This window comes from Paenibacillus uliginis N3/975 (assembly GCF_900177425.1).
GTDB lineage: Bacteria > Bacillota > Bacilli > Paenibacillales > Paenibacillaceae > Paenibacillus_AQ > Paenibacillus_AQ uliginis.
Genome location: NZ_LT840184.1, coordinates 3,250,076 through 3,268,875, shown reverse-complemented (window position 1 = coordinate 3,268,875; position 18,800 = coordinate 3,250,076). Strand labels below are relative to the sequence as shown.

General features: G+C 38.3%; 18 protein-coding genes and 2 pseudogenes. 5 read left to right on the top strand and 15 right to left on the bottom strand.

Features of this window, described 5'->3' with window-relative positions:
• Positions 1-44 precede the first annotated feature (44 nt).
• The 3 genes from B9N86_RS15350 to B9N86_RS15340 form a co-directional block, all read right to left on the bottom strand.
• Complete coding sequence (locus tag B9N86_RS15350; protein ID WP_208914057.1) at positions 45-785, bottom strand: hypothetical protein; 741 nt, start codon at positions 783-785, stop codon at positions 45-47.
• 50 nt (positions 786-835) lie between these two features.
• Complete coding sequence (locus B9N86_RS15345) at positions 836-1,519, bottom strand: Type 1 glutamine amidotransferase-like domain-containing protein (RefSeq protein ID WP_208914056.1); 684 nt, start codon at positions 1,517-1,519, stop codon at positions 836-838.
• Positions 1,520-1,766: 247 nt separating this feature from the next.
• Entirely contained in the window at positions 1,767-2,120 is a 354-nt protein-coding gene (locus tag B9N86_RS15340; protein WP_208914055.1) for a GNAT family N-acetyltransferase, read from the bottom strand.
• 886 nt (positions 2,121-3,006) lie between these two features.
• On the opposite strand from B9N86_RS15340, the gene B9N86_RS15335 reads away from it, so the two are divergent.
• Positions 3,007-3,405, top strand: coding sequence for a hypothetical protein (locus B9N86_RS15335; RefSeq protein WP_208914054.1), 399 nt, complete (start codon positions 3,007-3,009; stop codon positions 3,403-3,405).
• A gap of 367 nt (positions 3,406-3,772) precedes the next feature.
• Here B9N86_RS15335 and B9N86_RS15330 read toward each other — a convergent pair whose 3' ends face one another.
• The 4 genes from B9N86_RS15330 to B9N86_RS15315 form a co-directional block, all read right to left on the bottom strand.
• Complete coding sequence (locus tag B9N86_RS15330) at positions 3,773-4,438, bottom strand: carboxylesterase family protein (RefSeq protein WP_208914053.1); 666 nt, start codon at positions 4,436-4,438, stop codon at positions 3,773-3,775.
• Positions 4,439-5,104: 666 nt separating this feature from the next.
• Positions 5,105-5,398 (bottom strand): MazG-like family protein, encoded by a 294-nt coding sequence (locus B9N86_RS15325; RefSeq protein ID WP_208914052.1) that lies wholly within the window; start codon positions 5,396-5,398, stop codon positions 5,105-5,107.
• Between the two features lie 57 nt (positions 5,399-5,455).
• Positions 5,456-5,761, bottom strand: coding sequence for a hypothetical protein (locus tag B9N86_RS30025; RefSeq protein ID WP_210190583.1), 306 nt, complete (start codon positions 5,759-5,761; stop codon positions 5,456-5,458).
• A gap of 79 nt (positions 5,762-5,840) precedes the next feature.
• Positions 5,841-6,770, bottom strand: coding sequence for a DMT family transporter (locus B9N86_RS15315; RefSeq protein ID WP_208914050.1), 930 nt, complete (start codon positions 6,768-6,770; stop codon positions 5,841-5,843).
• 127 nt (positions 6,771-6,897) lie between these two features.
• Here B9N86_RS15315 and B9N86_RS30660 point away from each other — a divergent pair, with 127 nt between their 5' ends.
• Positions 6,898-7,023: a hypothetical protein gene (locus B9N86_RS30660; protein WP_280175013.1), complete on the top strand. Its 126-nt coding sequence runs from the start codon at positions 6,898-6,900 to the stop codon at positions 7,021-7,023.
• Positions 7,024-7,045: 22 nt separating this feature from the next.
• On the opposite strand, the pseudogene B9N86_RS30360 reads toward B9N86_RS30660, so the two are convergent.
• Together B9N86_RS30360 and B9N86_RS15310 are read right to left on the bottom strand one after the other, a co-directional pair.
• Positions 7,046-7,423: pseudogene (locus B9N86_RS30360) on the bottom strand (MFS transporter); the annotation flags it as partial.
• 343 nt (positions 7,424-7,766) lie between these two features.
• Entirely contained in the window at positions 7,767-8,426 is a 660-nt protein-coding gene (locus B9N86_RS15310; RefSeq protein ID WP_208914049.1) for an FMN-dependent NADH-azoreductase, read from the bottom strand.
• Positions 8,427-8,646: 220 nt separating this feature from the next.
• Here B9N86_RS15310 and B9N86_RS15305 point away from each other — a divergent pair, with 220 nt between their 5' ends.
• Positions 8,647-9,153 carry an RrF2 family transcriptional regulator gene (locus tag B9N86_RS15305; protein ID WP_208914048.1) on the top strand — a complete coding sequence of 169 codons (507 nt, stop codon included), beginning with the start codon at positions 8,647-8,649 and terminating at the stop codon, positions 9,151-9,153.
• A gap of 766 nt (positions 9,154-9,919) precedes the next feature.
• Here the strand turns inward: B9N86_RS15305 and B9N86_RS15300 are convergent.
• A complete protein-coding gene (locus B9N86_RS15300) occupies positions 9,920-10,450 on the bottom strand; it encodes a GNAT family N-acetyltransferase (RefSeq protein WP_208914047.1) in 531 nt (176 codons plus the stop codon).
• 449 nt (positions 10,451-10,899) lie between these two features.
• Between B9N86_RS15300 and B9N86_RS15295 the strand changes: the two genes are divergently transcribed.
• Positions 10,900-11,409 carry an RrF2 family transcriptional regulator gene (locus tag B9N86_RS15295; RefSeq protein WP_208914046.1) on the top strand — a complete coding sequence of 170 codons (510 nt, stop codon included), beginning with the start codon at positions 10,900-10,902 and terminating at the stop codon, positions 11,407-11,409.
• Positions 11,410-11,839: 430 nt separating this feature from the next.
• Here the strand turns inward: B9N86_RS15295 and B9N86_RS15290 are convergent, their stop codons facing one another.
• Both B9N86_RS15290 and B9N86_RS30355 read right to left on the bottom strand, forming a co-directional pair.
• Positions 11,840-12,685, bottom strand: a complete 846-nt coding sequence (locus tag B9N86_RS15290; RefSeq protein ID WP_244562710.1) for a hypothetical protein — start codon at positions 12,683-12,685, stop codon at positions 11,840-11,842.
• Between the two features lie 87 nt (positions 12,686-12,772).
• Positions 12,773-13,060: an S-layer homology domain-containing protein gene (locus B9N86_RS30355; RefSeq protein ID WP_244562709.1), complete on the bottom strand. Its 288-nt coding sequence runs from the start codon at positions 13,058-13,060 to the stop codon at positions 12,773-12,775.
• A gap of 403 nt (positions 13,061-13,463) precedes the next feature.
• Here B9N86_RS30355 and B9N86_RS15285 point away from each other — a divergent pair, with 403 nt between their 5' ends.
• Positions 13,464-14,324, top strand: a complete 861-nt coding sequence (locus B9N86_RS15285) for an AraC family transcriptional regulator (protein ID WP_208914045.1) — start codon at positions 13,464-13,466, stop codon at positions 14,322-14,324.
• A 216-nt stretch (positions 14,325-14,540) separates the two neighbouring features.
• Here the strand turns inward: B9N86_RS15285 and B9N86_RS15280 are convergent, their stop codons facing one another.
• The 3 genes and pseudogenes from B9N86_RS15280 to B9N86_RS15265 form a co-directional block, all read right to left on the bottom strand.
• Positions 14,541-15,137, bottom strand: a complete 597-nt coding sequence (locus B9N86_RS15280; protein WP_208914044.1) for a chloramphenicol phosphotransferase CPT family protein — start codon at positions 15,135-15,137, stop codon at positions 14,541-14,543.
• Between the two features lie 400 nt (positions 15,138-15,537).
• A pseudogene (locus tag B9N86_RS15275) lies at positions 15,538-17,760 on the bottom strand (AAA family ATPase).
• Positions 17,761-18,365: 605 nt separating this feature from the next.
• The gene (locus tag B9N86_RS15265) at positions 18,366-18,665 is read right to left on the bottom strand and encodes a HesB/IscA family protein (protein ID WP_208914042.1); all 300 of its coding nucleotides are present in this window, start codon (positions 18,663-18,665) and stop codon (positions 18,366-18,368) included.
• Between the last annotated feature and the right edge of the window lie 135 nt (positions 18,666-18,800).

Sequence of the window (18,800 nt, the reverse complement as noted above, 5' to 3'; positions counted from 1 at the left end):
TCCAATTAAGATAAATGAAGATTAGTTCACAATAAAACGATCTATCATTGCCTTTCTAGAATTTTATCCGATATTGTCAATGTTTGCTTGATAATATCCACAACAGGTCCATAATTCTCTGTAATAAAAAAGTGTCCACCATCTACCGTATCGCTGCCCCACCTGCATAATTGAAGCACTTCGTTAATGCGAGCACCTGAAGAAGTAATAATATCCAATGCGAATCTTGCAAACATACATGCTATAAAAATTGGTTCGATATTGATTAATAATCTATCTGAGATTCGTTGACGTCTTGTGATCTGAAACCCTTGTGTGAGCAACCCTGGATTTCTAGAGAAAAATGGAGCGATTGTTGTTGACGTATCTTCTTCATCGTAACCCCATTGCTTTAAATACTCTAATATTTCAGTACGGTCTTCAGCCTTGGTATGATTAGCTTCCCAATTCCCCAATATTCGCATTTTAAGAATATTGAGAAACCATGGACCATCACCATCCAATTCATCATCAAGGTTTTCTGCACGAATAAACTCAACAAAACATTCTTGGTCGTCTACTTTACTGCTTCTTACATCAGAGTCGAGAACTTCGAAATCAAAACTAGTAAAATCCCATAGTTTAAAATACCATCGCTCGTTCGCATATTCCGATTCTTCATAAGAAAATTCGATAGGCAAAGTCAAACCTTCACTTTTGACACGCTTGGGAGTCTCTCTGTATGCTTCTCTTAATCTATTGATCTGGTTCCATCTCAAATGTCCTTCAGCCCGTACTTCAGGCAATAGAGGCGTTATAGCCGATGTATCTTCTTTGCGTTTAGTTTTCGCATTCGTTATTGCTTTGGTCCGAACACTAAAGTCGAGAGCGTCTCATCCAATTTCTGAATCTTTGAGTGGGAAATTAAATATACATTGCCTAAAATGTCGATTTTGTCTCCCTTTACACGTACAGCGCAATCTTTGTTCGACGCATAAATATTCATTTCTTCCGATAAGGGAGACAGTTCGCCTTGAACCAACGCAATGTTATTTTCAAGATCAAAATGAGACAGGACGGAAAAATCGTCAAGGCCGATTCCGTCGTAAACAGAGCTTATTTCAACTTTATAGCCAAAGTTTTTCGAGCATAACCATTTAGCGGACATGTTGATCGCACCAGCGCTTGCTCCCATCACTACGGCTCTGCTTTTTTTAATCAAATCCGACAATTCATATTCCATCAAAAACCCATTTTGTTTAAGAGTATTTCCACCCAACAAGAAAATGACTGAAGCATTTTGAATTAACGTTTGGGCATCTTCCTTCTGTACGCGATAGTTAATTAAATGATATTCATCAAACATAATGCCGGCCTGGTCAAGCCACGAGCGTTCAGTAGCACCATCATCTTCATAAAAAAATGGATTCGAGCTAATCATAGCAAGCGATTTTCTATCAGTTATATCCTCCTGTAACACCCTGCCCAGATTCTCTGGAAAAAAATTGTTAAACCAACCTAAATAATAGTGAGTTTTCATAAGTACCCCCGTAGCAAAGTGTAAATAACATTAATTTCCAGCGTTACTCATTCTGTTTTCTTGTCACCAACACAATACTCTCAATATGCCCCGTTTGCGGTGCCAAATGTAATAGATTGTGACACAATTATATCAAATTTTTTCCAAACGGTACGACTTTATTTCAAATCTACACCGGTAACCACAAAACCTAAACCAGAAAACATTCGATGAGATCGCTCATTATAATCATAAACTTGTTTTACCTTTAATTCTTTCCAATCTTCTTCTTTGCTAATTCAATAATTTTCTTCATTACCTCTGTGCCTATCCCTCTGGAACGGTACTTTCTATCACCAATGACTATTGGAATTGACTCTTTCGAGAATGTAACATCTCCGATGGATACCCATTCTCCGTCTTCAAAAACCTCAATAATTAACAATTTTCCAATTGAATTCAGGTATTCATACATGGCTTGTACAGTTATTAGATCATATGGTTCTACATCAGGCCCCTCTGAGAAATGAATAACTTCAAGATCTTGATACCATTGAAGTGCAAGCTTACAGTCTTCATATAGATTTACCGGGCGAAGCCTAATTGGGGTTTGATTATCCATGATATTGTTCACCTTTCTCTGTTTTCGGTAATTTCGGCTAACGTTGTTGTGTTCTTGACGTCGATTCCCCTTAGATAGCTCTTATCTTAGGGGAATCGATGTGTCTGCTTGAATTACCTCCTCGAAATTCCTCAGGCAGACCGAGCGGCGTCAGCCGGAAGCTGGAACACTGTGTTATACGACGCATGCTGCATCTTCGAATAAACTACAAAAGACTAATCTGTTCTTCTAATTTTCATACAATAAAAACTGATACTCGGATACCGATTATATTCTTCTAATCGTTCTAATTCCATATTCAAATGATCTAATTTGCTTAATAGTTTTTCTTTCTTGTGATACTTATTAAAATCCATATACAAGAATTGTCCATTAGGTTTCATCATTTTACTAATTTTTTCAAATGTTTTTCGGTATACCCCAATCTCATTTAGTGCAGATCCAATCATTGTAACCAAATCATATTCCATTGCAGGAAGCTCGCACCCTGAAAAATCGCTACATATTACAACAGTGGATTCGTGTGACCCTCTCTTCGCTGCCTAAACCCAAAATCTCACATATCTCCTGATCAATATCTATACTCGTTTAATTGGCCGTTTCCTTTCAAAAAGTATCCTAAATAATCATCCCATTTGCCGACTCCAATACCAATATTGCAAGCTTTCATGCCAACAAAGACTTCAAAATTTCTTGATAAAAAGTCTCGTGTTTCAAACTCAAGATACAAACTTCAACGGCTTATTTTGATCTGGGCCCTAGAAGTAATGGTATGATACTTAATAAAGACCATTACTACCCTACAACATTTGGTCTTCGATTTTGAGGACATTCTTTCTTTCATTAAAATATCTATTCAAAATTGGAGGTTGCTATGTGTTACTTTATGCATGTTGTAATAGATCATAAAATTCCAGATTCATTGATAGCAAAGCATATCGACATGGATATCTACATTAGAGACTTAACAAAGAATATGGAAAATAAACAATCAAAGAAGTTCTATTATGATATAACTAACCTATGCTCCTGCGATTTTGTAACGTCCGATCCAAAAAGAAATCAATCCAAAGAGATAAAAGAACTGTTTCAATTATTAAACATAGATACCGATATAGCGTTCTGCATCATCTTAGATAACAATAAATATAACAACTTACAATTGGAATTACAGGATGTTATCTCTTCACTACCAAGTGAAGAACTGGATTTTATTACATTTATGGATTTATATCCCAGTCAATTGGATAAAGATAAGGTTTATCTAATTAGGTCCAGGCACTAAGTCGTATCTTACAAAACCACACAGGCTACGGCTATGTGTGGTTTTGGCTAGAGTGTCGGAAAAAGGTAATGTCGAAATCCAGATCGATTTTGCTAAAGCAGATAACAAGTTTATGACAATTAGAGGAACTGCGATTCTATGAATATAAGTTCTTGTCTTTAGCTCGGGACAAGATCTTACATCGTTAAAATAAGAAAGCCGCCCACTTGGCGACTTCTTATGCTTGAATGTTCTTGTCCTCCGACAGTTGGAGGCTCTTTTTACTTTTCCGAGTTATCCTTTTGGTTGTTGCGTTAATCTGCCCGTTACTTCAGCAAACGAAAAAGGAGCTGCCGCCGAGCAAGTTTCCCGTTAGTGTAAAACAACTTCATTTCCTTACCATTAAAGAATGACCTAGAAACCAGCTATATAATTCCGGATTATCGTATGTTTCTGTCCAGGAGTTGTGATTCGACTTAGGATAAATTGTGAAAGAGACATTTCCACCGTTTTCGCGAAGTGCGTCTACCATTTTTTTTGATTCAGCAATAGGAACTATATCATCCTTCGCGCCATGGAATGCCCAGGTGGGTGTTCCTATTAGTTCATGTATCCGGTTGGGGTTACCTCCACCACATATTGGAGCGATAGCCGCGAACCTTCCTGGATATTCTGCTGCTAAGTGCCACGTCCCATAACCACCCATGCTTAGCCCTGTCAAGTATAACCGATCTGGATCTACGTTGTAGTTTGCAATGATCTCATCTACTAATGCCATCAATCCGTCTTGTTCAGCATTCCAAAAAGAATCCTCCGGGCATTGAGGGGAAATCGTAATGAATGGAAAAGAAGGATCGCGTTCTGCTATCATAGGAATTCCATGTGCTTTTACCAACTCCAGATCATCTCCACGTTCACCTGCCCCGTGAAGAAATAAGATTAAAGGCCACTTAATTGAGGATTCTTTTTCATAATGATCTGGCAAATGTAAGAGGTATTTCATCCGCACTCTTTTTGTTATTTCTTTTTCCAATTTATTTACGGTTTGACTCATTGTATCTCCCTCACTTTAGTGATATCTCCCATAGGGGGTAAAAATAGAATTCCCCATATTTCCCGAAATTCCTTCAGTTGTATTTTAGCCTTAAACTGAACAGACTGCCAATAAGCCTTTACATTCTGTTCCTGGTCATAGTGTTGGGCTCTTGTTGCATTAAACTGCCCGTTAGTTCAATGCTTTTTGCGTAATTTGGATTTGTTGCGTTTCTTCCCGCCGCATCCACACGGGCGTTTTCCAGGAGGAGGACAACAGAAAGAAATACGTTGTCTTGGATCAACGTGAACTGTGCCTCCACGCGCTACACATTCAGCGTATCCTCTGGGATTTGTATCAAAATCAATACAACCAGGCGGAATCCCGGCTCTGACACCAATCATGGGAACTTTTCTAGCAGAATTCTTTCGTTTCTTTCCTCCACATCCACACGAACATGACATTTTGATTCACCTGCTTAATCAAAATAAATTATGATGTATCGTATGTAATAGCTTGTTCAGGTGCGTGGACAAGGGTTTATGTTAATTGGTTATATATTCCGAAACACTCTAACCAAACGGATTTGGGCATCCGTGAAAAGTTCGGTTTTTTTCGAGGTTACCTCTTCTTCGCCGAACATTCGATTCTATTCGGGAAATGTTGTAATTATCCTTTTTTTCGCCGTCAATTGATTTTGTTTTCCCACTTGTCCATTTTTTTCCTAATTAACTCGTATAATTCCTTATCGTTCTCGGATAATTTGTAAAACATAGCTAAGGCTACTAAAATAACATCAATACATTCTTCTTTTACATCTTCGATTCCTAATTGCTTGTACTTACTTCCGCTTGCTTTTATGTAAGATAGTACAGCTTGAGAGGTTTCGCCAACTTCCTCTGATAGCTTTAATGCCATTTGCTCTAACGTTTTAGGTTCCTTTTCACTGAGTAACTTAATTTCTTTTAGCAGCTGTTCCAATATTTCCGCCTCTTTCTTTGATTATTTCTGAAGTTATTTTAATTTTATTATTGCCATTTATGAATAAATCGGCAGCCGTGTTATGCTAACGGGCAGGATATGAAGCCTTGGTCGATCATATGGTCTATCACCATTCTGAGCAAGTTGGATGAGATCAATGACATCACGCATCCTGCCAGAAATCCGTCCCAGGCCTTGATTTCGCGCAGAACAGCAAACAAAGACGTCCACCAGTACAGGCTGAACACCTTCCGAGTGAAGAAATTCCAAATTCCCCGGATTGCGAGTAAGTCCAACCACTACATGTCCCGCCTTAACCAATAGGGGGCCTTCCAAAAGCGCCGCTGGCCCCTGCAATAACAATTTTCATACATAGATCCTCCCTCTTAGTTTAAACGCTTCTTAGAATAGACGATGTGATACAAGAGCTGTGACAAGAGCGTCAAGCGGACATTTTGCCTTTCAGCGTCTGCCGCTTCCGCCCACGGTAATTGACACCCAGCACGCCGCCAATAATGAACACTGCACCTATGATGTGATAGTAGGCAAGCTGCTCATTCAAGAAGACAACGCCCGCCAATATCGAAACAAGCGTTCCCACATTGACGAACACGCTCATCTGGGAAGCCTCGATTTTGGACAGCACATAATTGGATAACAGCGCGCTGACCAGCGACGACAAAATTCCGATATATAAAATAGCGACTACGAAGCTTCTATTTTTAATCGGCTCGAGCAGCTCAGGCAGTGTGCCTTGAGTTGCATGGTTGATGATGGACATTGCATTAAAGCAAATGAATCCTAAAGCCATCATGGCAAAAGTTATTTGGAGCGCCGTAAATTCCGTACTCAGCGACCGGGCCAGCACGCTGTAGACGGCAAGCATAAGTGATGACAGCAGAAGCAGCGCCATGCCTTTCGTATTGGCCACGTTAAGCGATGCTCCTTTCATCATCAAGATATAAACGACCCCGCCGACGGAGGCCAGGACGGACAATTTTTGCAGCCAAGTCGTTCTTTCTTTGAGAAAAAACGCTGCCAGAACCATAGTGAAGATCGGCGAGGAAGCCTGAATAATTCCACCCTCGGACGAACTTGCATACACCAAGCCGAAGGCTTGGAAGGCAAAAAACATCGCCGGATAAAACAGTCCGATAAGCAGAAGGCGCCACACTTTTTTCCCGTGGAGCCCCAATTGGACCCAGCCCGCCGCAACCGGAATCAGGATGGATAAAAATGAGATTGTAAAACGATATGCAAGCGTATCGATCGGATTCGATACGCCGAGCGCCACTTTCGTAAACAGAAAGGAAAAACCAATAATTAACGCGTATAATAGTGCACATAGATAAATAATTTTTCTTTGCGTCATATTTAATCATCGCCTTTGCTTGGATTAATTATCAATGCTAAGAGCCGGCCGGCTAACTGAGTTCAGCATAACCGAAACCACTAACTAACTGCTTACAATATTAAAGACAACCTGTACCGGTACAAACATGTACAAAAAGGCGGATCGTCAGAACGTAATCACGAACCGGTGCGGTGTACACTTCGCCATCCGGAATGTTCAGGCCGCCGTCGCATTTTACGGCGCCAAGCTATCCCCTTCCAATCGGCTATAAACCCGAGTCCGGTCAGCAGCTAGCCCGTTCCAATAGCCAACAACACCGTATATACTTCTTTACCGCCGCTTTTTTTGACCCCTTTCTCTCTTACTGAAAGTTTGCGGAAAGCGGGGAGAGTCAGTAAGACAGCCAAGCCAATGAATGGAAGCACCAGACAAAAAACAAATCTCCAGGACAAGTGCTGAGCTAAAAGCCCGGCGATATAAGGGCCGATTAACGCAGGTAAAATATACGCGCTTGAATATTTTCGTTCTCAGCTTATCAGGATAGCCTAAAGTAATGCTGTAATAAACACACGTAATGATGGCTCCCGCGCCAAACCCCTGAAACGCTCTCCCCCGATTACAAATAATAGAATCGATGTGACAAATGACGCAAACACGCCGTTTTTATTGATCCGCTGCTTGTTACCATATCATTAATTGAGATAGCAAATATTTGAATTCAATGAGTTTCTTGTCGATTTCTGCAATTTCGCCGGACGTTTGGGGTTAAAATCGGAGAAATACTATCACAATAGTGGAAAAGTGGAGAATTGAGTTGAACGTCGATGCCACTACGCTTAGTTTGCAAGCTGTTGGTGCTTAATAGAAAAGGAAATGATATAAAGGGAAGCTTAAGCTGGAAGATAGCTTGAGCTTCCCTTTATTTGTTATAAAGATAAACGCGTGTTCCTATCTGGAAATAAAATTATCTAATCAACGAAAGACGATCATAAGATCGGCTGCCTCAATATTTTCCTATTTAGTTGTTAATTTTAAAGCTTGCTCCTCAGCTTCTTTATAACCTTTTTGTAATACTTCATTTCTGTCCAGAACACCAACTCCTTGTACTCGAATGATTTCATAATCTTCGATTCCAATCAAATGAAACATGGACTTCAAAAATTTATGTGAGTACTCCACTTCGGTATAAAAGTCATTATTGGTGTATATTGATCCACTGGCTTGAATGACAACCACACTTCTTCCATCATTGATAAGACCGACAGACATTCTTCCATTGTCCGCTGCAGTCTCGGTATATTTAAACGTTTCCCTTGGAATCATTATATTATCCATATAATCCTTTAGTTTTGAGGGGATATTAAAGTTATGCATTGGATAAACAATTACGTACTTATTAGCACTTTTGAATTGTTTTAATATCTCACTCATGCGGTCTGTTACTTTTTTTTCTTGGCTTGTTAATTCTTTTCCTTCTGCTTGTTTCCCCCATGCGCTAAGTACATTTTTATCTAACAGGGGTACTTCATCTTCGTACAGATTAATTTGTTCAATGACTTCGTCTTTTGAATGATTTTCTTTGTAAACTTTTAAAAAGTAATTAAACACATCCAGACTTGCAGAGGTTTTAGAATCAAAATTTGGGTGTGCATTGATGATAAGTAATTTACTCATGAGTATTTTCCTCCTTGAATGAAAAGTACCTAGATTGATTTTTTTATTGTCGATCGTATTAATCGACGATTAACATAATCAATAATATAAATGCTACATAGTCTTTTGTCAAATTCTATAGACAATATTCTAAAGTTAGTTTTGGTAATTTACAAAAAAACACTTAGGGCTTATAATAATTTTTTGATAGCCTTTTTACAGTGAAAGCAGGTGAGTCTATATGCAGTATAGTGTTATGGTTGAATATGCGTTGCATAGCCTTGTTTATTTAATAGACGTACCCGAAGAGGAAAGTATTGGAATAAAAGACCTTTCAGAATTTCAAGGGCTTTCAGAAACATATCTCTCAAAAGTTTTTGGTAAATTATCAAAGGCTGGTATCGTGAGTTCTACACCTGGTGTAAAGGGTGGTTATAAATTAGCTAAATCCCCCGAAGAAATTTCCTTTTGGGATGTAATAGAAGCAGTTGAAGGAGTAAAACCTATTTTTCAATGTAAAAATATTTTGAAAAATAATCTTATGCATTTAGATAAAGAATGCTCTTCATGTAATTCCGCCAATTCTTCTTGTACAATTAACTTAACTATGCTTGAGGCAGAAGAGTATATGCGTGAGTTTCTTCGTAATAAGACCCTTGCATGGTTAAATGATGAACTTAATCACGTTTTACCAGAAAAATTACGGACAGATAGCCGAGAATACTTTATAAGAAAAAACACAAACTGACTCATTTTAATAACGTAATTATTAATATAAACAAAGCCCTGAAAATTCTCTGCAAATTTTCAGGGCTTTATATATTTTTTATCAGTTACCAACCTCGACAGCCTGAAATTTTCGGATTATCGGATAGGAAACATGAATAATTTTATGATAGAAAAAGAGTGTATGGAGAAGCATCCGCAATCAGTAGATTACGAAGCATTAGTAAACTTGAAGCCGACCTCCTTTTCAAAGGTGTCTATCTTCCGGGTTATATGCGCACGTTTTATTTTTTGATATCTACAGGAACCCATATTTTTTTGTTGTAGGGCTTAATATATTGATATCCCTCTAAACGTTTCCCATCGAATTTGAATAAATGATGCAAAATGCGGCATCGAATCGCAAAAAACAAAGAAACCCTCTATTATGAGGGCTTCTTTGTTTTTTATGCACATTGTCTAACCCTATTGTCAATACCGACTCGCTACCTGACACTCTGGAAATTTAGTGATGCAATGAGGCATTGAATATGGCAGCAGTCACTGATTGAATCCATCTAGACATATCTAATTATCTTCTACCATTTCTTAGACGAAAATAAGTTCGATTTGTTCAACTATCCTGCCCGTTAGCGCAACGCGGCTGCCGATCCATGCCGGCAGCCGCGTTTTAATTAAGCTATAGTGTCCCGTTAGTTTAATGCCTTGTGATATGGTTTCCCCACGCTCTGTAACGGTAAGTTTTCATGTATGCTACTTACAATTCAAAATAGGCAGGAATAATCAAATCAATCCGATATTAATTTTGAATAGATATTGAGATCGTTAAACTTTCCGTCTACTCTTTCATATTGTCTTAGTGTTCCTTCAAACGTAAAGTTTAGCTTTTGTAAAAGTTTTATTGAATTCACGTTTTCGGGTTCAACTTTTGCTTCGATTCGATTCATTTTTAAAGATGAGAATGCGTAATCTAACAATGAATAGATAGCTTCTGAAGCATATCCTCTTCCCCAAAATGATTTTGCAATGTCATATCCGATTTCTGCTTTTGCATTTTCAAAATCCAAGGAATTATAACCACAAGAACCTATGATTTCATTGGATTCTATTTTAATTATGGAGAAACGAATAGCTTTGCTGTCTTGAGAAAGATCATCAAGGAGAGTAATCATTTCTTTTGCTTGATTTTCATTAGTAAAACAACTAACATTCATAAATTTAGTAACATCTGGATCAGACCAAATTTTAAACAAGCTAGACGAATCCGATACCTTCATTTTTCTCAAATGTAAACGTTCTGTGTGTAACTCTGTAATCAATACTTTTACCTCCATTATATTTTAATAGTTAGGTTGAAAATATTGACATCTGCGCATAGTTCAGTCCCTTCATTTTTGAAGATAGTTTCATTATACGAGAGGTTATAGGCTTTATCTACGCTTAATCCCCCAAAAGCATATTTATCAATGCCGCTTCAACCTTTATCATCACCGCGTATGATCTTAAACTATCCTGTTTGCTGAGGTTTTAGAATCAAATTCTGGATGTGCATTGATGATAAGTAGTTTACTCATGGAAATTTCCTCCTTAAAATTGAAAGTTCATCTATATAATTGTCGATCGAACTAATCGTCGATCAACATAATCCATAATACGACTTTCCCAATTGTATGTCAATTTATACAGCGTTTTAATTTATGTAAATTTACAAAGATGCTATACTATGTTTTTGGTAAGCCTATTAACATGAAGGTAGGTGATTTTATATATGCAGTATAGTGTTATGGTTGAATATGCTTTGCATAGCCTTGTCTATTTAATAGACATACCAGAAGAGGAGAGCATAGGAATAAAGGATCTTTCAGAATTTCAAGGGCTTTCAGAAACGTATCTTTCGAAAGTTTTCGGTAAATTGTCTAAGGCTGGTATTGTGAGTTCTACACCTGGTGTAAAGGGAGGATATAAATTAGCTAAGATCCCTGAGGAAATTTCGTTTTGGGATGTAATTGAAGCGGTTGAAGGAAAAAAAACTATTTTTCAATGTAAAAACATATTAAAAACTAATTTAATGTATAGAGATAATGAAGAATGTACTTCATGTACTCAAAGCAATCCTTTATGTACGATTAACTTGACAATGCTTGAAGCAGAAGAGCATATGCGCAAGGTTCTACGTAATAAAACTCTTGCTTGGTTAAATAAGGAACTGGATCGTGTTTTACCTGAGAAAGTACGAACTGATAGCCAAAACTATTTTAAGAATAAAAATTCAAACTAAAGCAATACAAAAATTTATAATAAAATGTATTTGCAAAGTACTACTATTTATTACACTAACCTGCCAGTTAGCTTAATTAATAGGGCGTTACCAGTCTAATACTTTATTTTCTTTGGACATCTGCAGCACGGTATTTATCGTTGAACACGAACATTACTTTGTTGGCCAATTTGCCGGCACGAAGTAATTCCCGAATATTAAAAAGGGCGGCCTGAAGGGGCTGCCCTTTTTCTGTATATGCTTCAGCATAGGCTTAGCTTGAGCCAAGTAATGATTTTAAGACAATAAGGGCTTATGCTACCAGCTCTAAGACGGTAAAATACACCGCCTACGTTCCTGTCCTTCGCTTAACACCCCCACACGGGGCAAAGGTCAAAGTCAAAGGCAGTTTGATCCGCACCGTTTAGCGTTCTGACTGCCTTTTTTCTTCTCAATATTCCAGGTTACCTTTTAGACGGAGCGGAACACTTTCGCTGAACCACCATCCACCCGCTGGTGTTTGCAGTCTAATTTCCAAATCGCTATAATTTTGCACAGTTCCCGTTTTTGGGATTATAACGGCAGGGATGTCGAACAGGCTATCGCGGTAAATGCTGGCGCTTGCATTTAGCACACCTTTATCGAAAAAGGCATTGCGATCAGGACTATCAAATCCATCGACCCGGAATTGTAGTCTTTCTCGTGGATTATATTTTTTTGTATCTTTGTTAAATACCGTCCCACCTTTGAAATACAGGACGTAACTGTTTTTCTGGTCTTTGACCATAAGGTTTCTGATCGAAGGTTGGTTATTGAACCATTTGAGCGTATTGATCGGAGCAATCAAACCAAGGTTGGGGTCGTTGGGATCGGAAAGGTCGATGGCGATAAGGGCGTCAAGCTTGCCTTGATACATCCCGTCTTTCGACGTGATGGTCATGAGCTTTTCGTTCCACAATTCTTCGACCGACGACTTACCAGCTTGTTTCAGATGGGCTTCCGCTGTTACCCACATTTCCGGCATCACGGTGAAGATGTTCGTACCGTGCCATGCGATTTCAGCACTGCCGACTGCATACTTATCGACGTCGAGGTCAGTGCCGGTGTTCTTGGAAAGAATGCGTTCGATTACAACGATCGCCTGCGCACGTGTGGTCAGCCCTTTCGGAGCGATCTGCCCTATACCGACGCCTTTTATCAGACCGGCTTTCGTGGCGAGATACATCCATTTGTCATTTTCTTTTGTCGTTTCTCCGATCGCACGAGCTGCAACGCGGGCCATTTCTTCGCGTGTCATGACTTTCGTCCAAGCCGCTTCGTTATTGTTGAAATCGGCGGATGCGTAAAGGCCTGCTTTGCTTGCGGCGTCAACGTACTCGGTGTATCATTTACCGCTTGCTGGTGTGGTTTCAAGTTTCATGGCCGAGACGACCATCTTCACGAATTCCGCGCGTGTGACGCTGGCGTCCGGCTTGAATGTACCATTCGTGTACCCATCGACATAGCCTGTAGATACACCTTTGGTAATGGCGCTGGCGGCCCAGTGGGTCGATTTCACGTCTGAAAATTGAGTTGTAGCGGCTTGTGCGTTTGGTGTCGTGATGCCCATCGTGCATACCGTAAGTGCTGCTGCCAGTGCGATTCCTGCGATTTTGATAAACTGTTTTTTCATGGGACTCTCTCCTTTTGATTAGGCGCTCTTGGATTAGGGAGAACACCCTCTCTATTTATTATGGTCATCATGGGCTTAGCGGTTAAAGGCTACTTGCGAAAGCAAGTGGCTTTTTTGTATCTAAAACTTTGGTTGAACTTCCGTAAAGGTATACAAAAAAGGATCGTCAGCATTTCTGCAACGATCCCTATTGTCAGTCTGCTAGTTGAAAACAGCAGCTGATCACGTTGATGCTTTTTTATTGGGCTATCGTATCCCTTTAGTTCAATATCTAAGTAGACTTCAGTTGGTAACCCAAAATAGAGGATTTATTAATACAATCTCGAACATGATATTTCGGTGCATGGATTGCAAGGTTTCAATTTTCTTTATTTCCTATAATTGATCTTGAAAGGATGGTTGTATGGACTGGTTGGATCGCATGAATAGCGCAATAGAATATCTAGAAACACACCTGACTGAAACAATCGATTACGACCAAATAGCTAGAATTGCCTGTTGTTCAACTTACCATTTCCAACGGATGTTTTCGTTCATAGCCAGTGTGCCGCTTTCTGAGTATATTAGGCGCAGACGCCTTACTCTTGCCGCATTTGAACTACAAAACAGCGATGTAAAGGTCATCGATATCGCTTTGAATTATGGTTACGAATCTCCAGAGGCATTTTCTAGAGCGTTTAAAAAAATGCACGGTGTGATGCCCAAGTCAGCGCGCGACAAAGGCGTCACACTAAAAGCCTATCCTCGGTTATCCTTTCATATTTCGATTCGAGGAGATGTGGAAATGAATTACAAAATTGAAGAAAAAGAAGCTTTTGAAATGTTTGGCGTATCCACAGTAGTCAGTATAGATGGGTTTGTTGAAATACCTGCTTTTTGGAATAAGTGTGTCTCTGACGGAACCGTTGATAGAATTCGTGATGCTGCGAATTTAAATGAAAATGATCAAATTCATGGAATAAAATACAACAAAGGCAAGAATTATTCCTACATGATCGGTTATTTTATACCTCAGAGCGGACTGCAGAGAGGGTTTGAAAAACTTCATATCGCACCTCAAACCTACGCAATATTCACAACTGGAATCAACCCAGACGGACAGAGTGGTATTCTTGAATTGTGGAAACGTATTTGGGGGGAATGGTTTCCAACCTGTAATTACGAACTCGTAAATGCCCCCGAGTTTGAAATGGTTTACGATAGAGGAAACAACATGTATGAAACTGAAATTTGGATCCCTATCGTTAAGAAACTTAGATCTTAGAACACTGAAAGCAACACGAGTGCATACCACTACGTGTTGCTTTTTTCATTTACATTAAACTATCCTGCCAGTTAGCTGAATAGGCAGCCGATGATCTCGGCTGCCTATTGTCATGGTGCTATCGTGTCCCGTTAGCTTAATTCCGAAATCCCTCGGGCAGACCGAGGGGCGATAGCCCCAATGCTTGAATATGGTGTTATCTGATGGATTCGCCTTCTATGAAACACTAATATCTCTTTTACTTAATTTCTTAAATGCCGAGTAATCCTTATCGGACTTAATAAAACTTAATATCTTTTCGGCACATTCTGTTGGATTCAACTCTTCAGTATTTACTTCAAGGTCATATTCATCAATGCAATATACTTTGCTGAACTGTGAAGCTGCTAGTCCAATTTTTCTATCTCCTCTTATTTGCTCTCTTCTTATGAGTTCTTCTTTTGAGCATATTACACCTACAAATAATGTAGGATGATCAAAAAGTACATCAAGATAATCATTAAACCGCTTGTCATTGTCGATTACGGTATCTGCTATTACATTCAAACCCATTTCCGAAAACAGTTTAATTGTCGAATAGTACATTGAAATTATGGGATCAAAAATTATTTGTGCAATACCTTGATCATCTAATTCTCTTGTAGGTTTAAGATCTGGAAATTTATTATCAATAAAATCATTGAAATTATAAAAAAAATCATCTATTGATAAATGATGAAAAAGAATCTCTTTCTGATTGATCAGTTCCATAGAAATACTAGTTTTTCCTGAACTTGAAGTTCCGTTCATCAACACTATGAGTCCTTGCTTCAAACGAATCACCTCACATATAAGATTTGCGTATCTTTCAGATAACGTTATATTCACAAAGTTCATTAAATTATCCAACTCATAAAATATTCGAGAAACGTTTGAACTATCCTGCCCGTTAGCTTAATGAAATTGCATGGAAACATAGTTAGATACTTATCTAATCGGTAATCGGCTCATGTTCTTGTCCTTTTCGGCAATCGGTACAAGTTCTTGTCCTCGACTCGGGGCAAGAACTTGTACCGATAAAACAAAAAAGCCGCTATTTTAGCGACTTTCAATGGGACTATGTTCTTGTACCCCGACATGTGTGTGTCACATTTCGTATCCAACTTCTAAAAAAAACGGGATGCAAACTGGCGAGTTTACATACCGTTAGTTATTAGTATTGTCTTTTTAAATGCTATGATACTTGGGTTTGGTCGGTCACTTCCTCTTGGAGGTCCTCAATTCCCATCATCATTTTGTAATGCGCGTGATGATTAGTCACTATGAATATCTTTTCAAAGACACATAAATATCTATTTACAGTATCAATAGGATGTTCAATATACAAGTCATCCCCTGCGAAGTGAGAACCATCATTGGCCCAGGAAAGTAAGGATTTGCATATCACTTTTTCTTCCTCTTCAAATTTTTCAATGATATCATTATCACTATAATTACCGTATATCTTAAAGTAATTTTCAATGATTCTTCGAATCAAATTTTGAACTGTGATTGAAGAATTATGTTGTGCCGATTTTAATTCTTGCCACATTAACTCATACGAACTTTTAATCGGGTTGCTATCATAGGATTTAGATTCCGTTATATCATTTACTTTCCGTATGATCCAAAACGTTTCTTCCTGCATTTTAGATCCATCCTTTGATCTTTTTTTAGAAAACGTAATCTCTTTGTGAAAATAGACATTGTGAGTTAGAAGAAACAATTGAATAGTATTGCTTTGATTATTTCGAACATCTTCAATGAGCTTTGAAATAAGATTACTAACAATAAACAACACATTACTATCCAAGCTTGAAATTGGATCATCTATGACGACCACTTTATTTTCTGTTATAAGCTCACTATTATTACTCCCGTTTAATAAATGCATAAAGTAAAGAAATGTAACGAACGTTTTCTCACCCTCACTTAAAGTTTGATTCACATCCTGACCATTGGATCGAATTAAACGATAGTTCCCTTGATTTTGGGTATGAGCGAACTTAAAGTTTGTAAAATGATAAGCCTTTAATAGCCGATTCATCTCATTTACAGATGGGATAACACTGGTGATTTGTGCTTCCAACTGTTGAATCTCCGTTACCAACGTGTTTTTCTCATGTTTCTTTAAGTCTAGTGTCTTATTAAGGCTCTCTATTGCTTTCCCTAAGGCAAAATCCTTACGTACATATTTCTCATGATTCTGTTGGTTCTCATACAGAATATAGTCCCAAATCTGGCTTTTTAAAAGTCTCTCTTCATCTTCTCGATTATCAACATAAGCATTATGTGTTTTGATTTGTTGGTTTGCTCGATCAATCTCGACATTAATTTCTTCGACGAATGAATTAAAGGTCATAGGTTCAATCGGTTTGCTAGGTTGGCTCTGCTTTTGCTTGAATATATCCAGATTATGTTCATTTTTGGACTGGATAAGTTCGCAATTTTGTGTGATCACTTTAAGATCTAAGTATGTATCTTCACCTTTGGACATCAGTTTGAATATTTGAGTTAATAGACTTTGGATGAAGTGATTGTATTTCCCAATTTGATCCTGAAGTTCTTTCATTTCTTTTTCATAATACTCGTTAAAATAATCATCTAACTTTTGAGTAAATCCCTTTGGCAGATCCTGTTGACAGAAGGGGCATAATCCTTCTGTTGCTGCTAAATGTTGGTGTCCTTGTTTCACCCAATCACTTATGGCCAGCTTAGATATGAGGACAGCGATATCTACCTCCTGCTTACCAATAATAGGGGTGCGAAAAATTCTGTGACAACATATTGCATGAAGTTGATCAATATTGATTGGATCAATGAGAGGAAGCTTTTCAATTGATCCTTTATAAAATTTGTTTGCTTTAGCTTGGAGATCTAAAAAATCACAAACTGGAGAACCTGTAGAAACCTGTGTACACCTTCTCATGAAATTTACTTTATTGTTTCGTAAACCAGAAAAAGCTTCTGAGAATACCTCGTTGTATTTTCGCTTTAATTTTCAACAATCTTCTGTAAATTCATCTTCGTTAAGAGCTGACTCTTTTTGTTTCGATCCTATATTTGAAACTAATCTTCGAATTTCCTCATCCACTTTATCAAGGAGTTTCTTTTTATCAACTATAGCTTGTTTAATTTCAGTCGATTCTCTACCCAAAGTAAAAATGCCTTTAATATCTGTATCTTGGTGAAAGTTTTCCTCTACAAATTTTTGATTATACACTACTGTTTTTAATGGTTGGGATTTCCATTCTAATCGACTATCCAGGAAAGCGGCTGGATTTTTGAGTACATTAGATAAAGTAGTCTTTCCGCTCCCATTTGATCCGTAAAAAAAATTAACTTTTTTCAGTCCGTCATAGACAACACCGGTATCGCTGTAGGTAGCAACGTTACTAATGTGGATTTCCTTGATCACAATTTATTTCCCCCTCTCAAAATCACTCTTATTTCGAATATGAAGATTACCAAGTGTATAGGTACATTATATCAAAAATACACATTTTACCTTATAATAAGTCGAATTTCACAAGATTTTGCGAATTTATAAAGCTGACCCATCTTTAACCTGTACTTAGCATTTATGGTCTAGGTGCAATTTTAAGAACAATGGTCCTCATGAATCGGCTATGAATACAAATTCTTGTCGATTTCGGCTAATGATATAAGATCTTGTCCTTAGCTCGGGACAAGATCTTATATCGTTAAAACAAAAAAGCCGCGATTTTCGCGACCTCCTTAAGCGTATATGTTCTTGTCCTCCGACACCTACAATTGTTCATTAGACAGCATATATTGTTGTCGGTTGTCCAGTCCCTGGCTTCTTGTATTGGGGTAAATTATCTAATCGGCTATGAATACAAGTTCTTGTCCATTTCGGCTAACGATATAAGTTCTTGTCTTCAGGACGGGACAAGAATCATCTGATACTAGCAATGATATCATGGATGGATCTCCTTCCCGCTTCTAGTCGCATTTCTTAACGTCTCCACGATAATTGGCCATTCTGAAACTGGCCCCGCATCAATAAGACGCTTTTGAATTGGGATTATTTATGGTAAATCCGCCCAACATTCCGCTTTCTTCGTAATCGATAACGAGTCCTTCAATAAACCGGTCATGATCGGCTTGCACTAGTATGCTGAAATCTCCTTGATCCAGTATAATATCTTCATTGTCTTGCTGCCTATCCACAATCAACATGTACGATAATCCACTGCATCCCCCCTCTTCAACACCAACCCTTAGAAATGCGTTAGGTATGTTTGCGCTTTTGATAATTTCGGTTATTTTTCGTGATGCTGTTTCGGTAACCTGAATCATTACGTAACCCTCCATAACATAATTTTAGTAAATCATAATTAATAGAAGCCCAGGTAGCCCTACAAGCTATTCATGTTCATAGGTAATCCAGTTCATTAGACCGGGAATGAAAGCAGCAAGCGCAGCCCCTTTGGG

Bases quoted from the DNA above. Each gene is read 5' to 3' on its own strand.
- B9N86_RS15345 (WP_208914056.1), bottom strand. From the start codon at position 1,519: ATGAAAACTCACTATTATTTAGGTTGGTTTAACAATTTTTTTCCAGAG.
- B9N86_RS15340 (WP_208914055.1), bottom strand. From the start codon at position 2,120: ATGGATAATCAAACCCCAATTAGGCTTCGCCCGGTAAATCTATATGAA.
- B9N86_RS15335 (WP_208914054.1), top strand. From the start codon at position 3,007: ATGCATGTTGTAATAGATCATAAAATTCCAGATTCATTGATAGCAAAG.
- B9N86_RS15330 (WP_208914053.1), bottom strand. From the start codon at position 4,438: ATGAGTCAAACCGTAAATAAATTGGAAAAAGAAATAACAAAAAGAGTG.
- B9N86_RS15315 (WP_208914050.1), bottom strand. From the start codon at position 6,770: ATGACGCAAAGAAAAATTATTTATCTATGTGCACTATTATACGCGTTA.
- B9N86_RS30660 (WP_280175013.1), top strand. From the start codon at position 6,898: ATGTACAAAAAGGCGGATCGTCAGAACGTAATCACGAACCGGTGCGGT.
- B9N86_RS15310 (WP_208914049.1), bottom strand. From the start codon at position 8,426: ATGAGTAAATTACTTATCATCAATGCACACCCAAATTTTGATTCTAAA.
- B9N86_RS15305 (WP_208914048.1), top strand. From the start codon at position 8,647: ATGCAGTATAGTGTTATGGTTGAATATGCGTTGCATAGCCTTGTTTAT.
- B9N86_RS15295 (WP_208914046.1), top strand. From the start codon at position 10,900: ATGCAGTATAGTGTTATGGTTGAATATGCTTTGCATAGCCTTGTCTAT.
- B9N86_RS15290 (WP_244562710.1), bottom strand. From the start codon at position 12,685: ATGACACGCGAAGAAATGGCCCGCGTTGCAGCTCGTGCGATCGGAGAA.
- B9N86_RS30355 (WP_244562709.1), bottom strand. From the start codon at position 13,060: ATGAAAAAACAGTTTATCAAAATCGCAGGAATCGCACTGGCAGCAGCA.
- B9N86_RS15285 (WP_208914045.1), top strand. From the start codon at position 13,464: ATGGACTGGTTGGATCGCATGAATAGCGCAATAGAATATCTAGAAACA.
- B9N86_RS15265 (WP_208914042.1), bottom strand. From the start codon at position 18,665: ATGATTCAGGTTACCGAAACAGCATCACGAAAAATAACCGAAATTATC.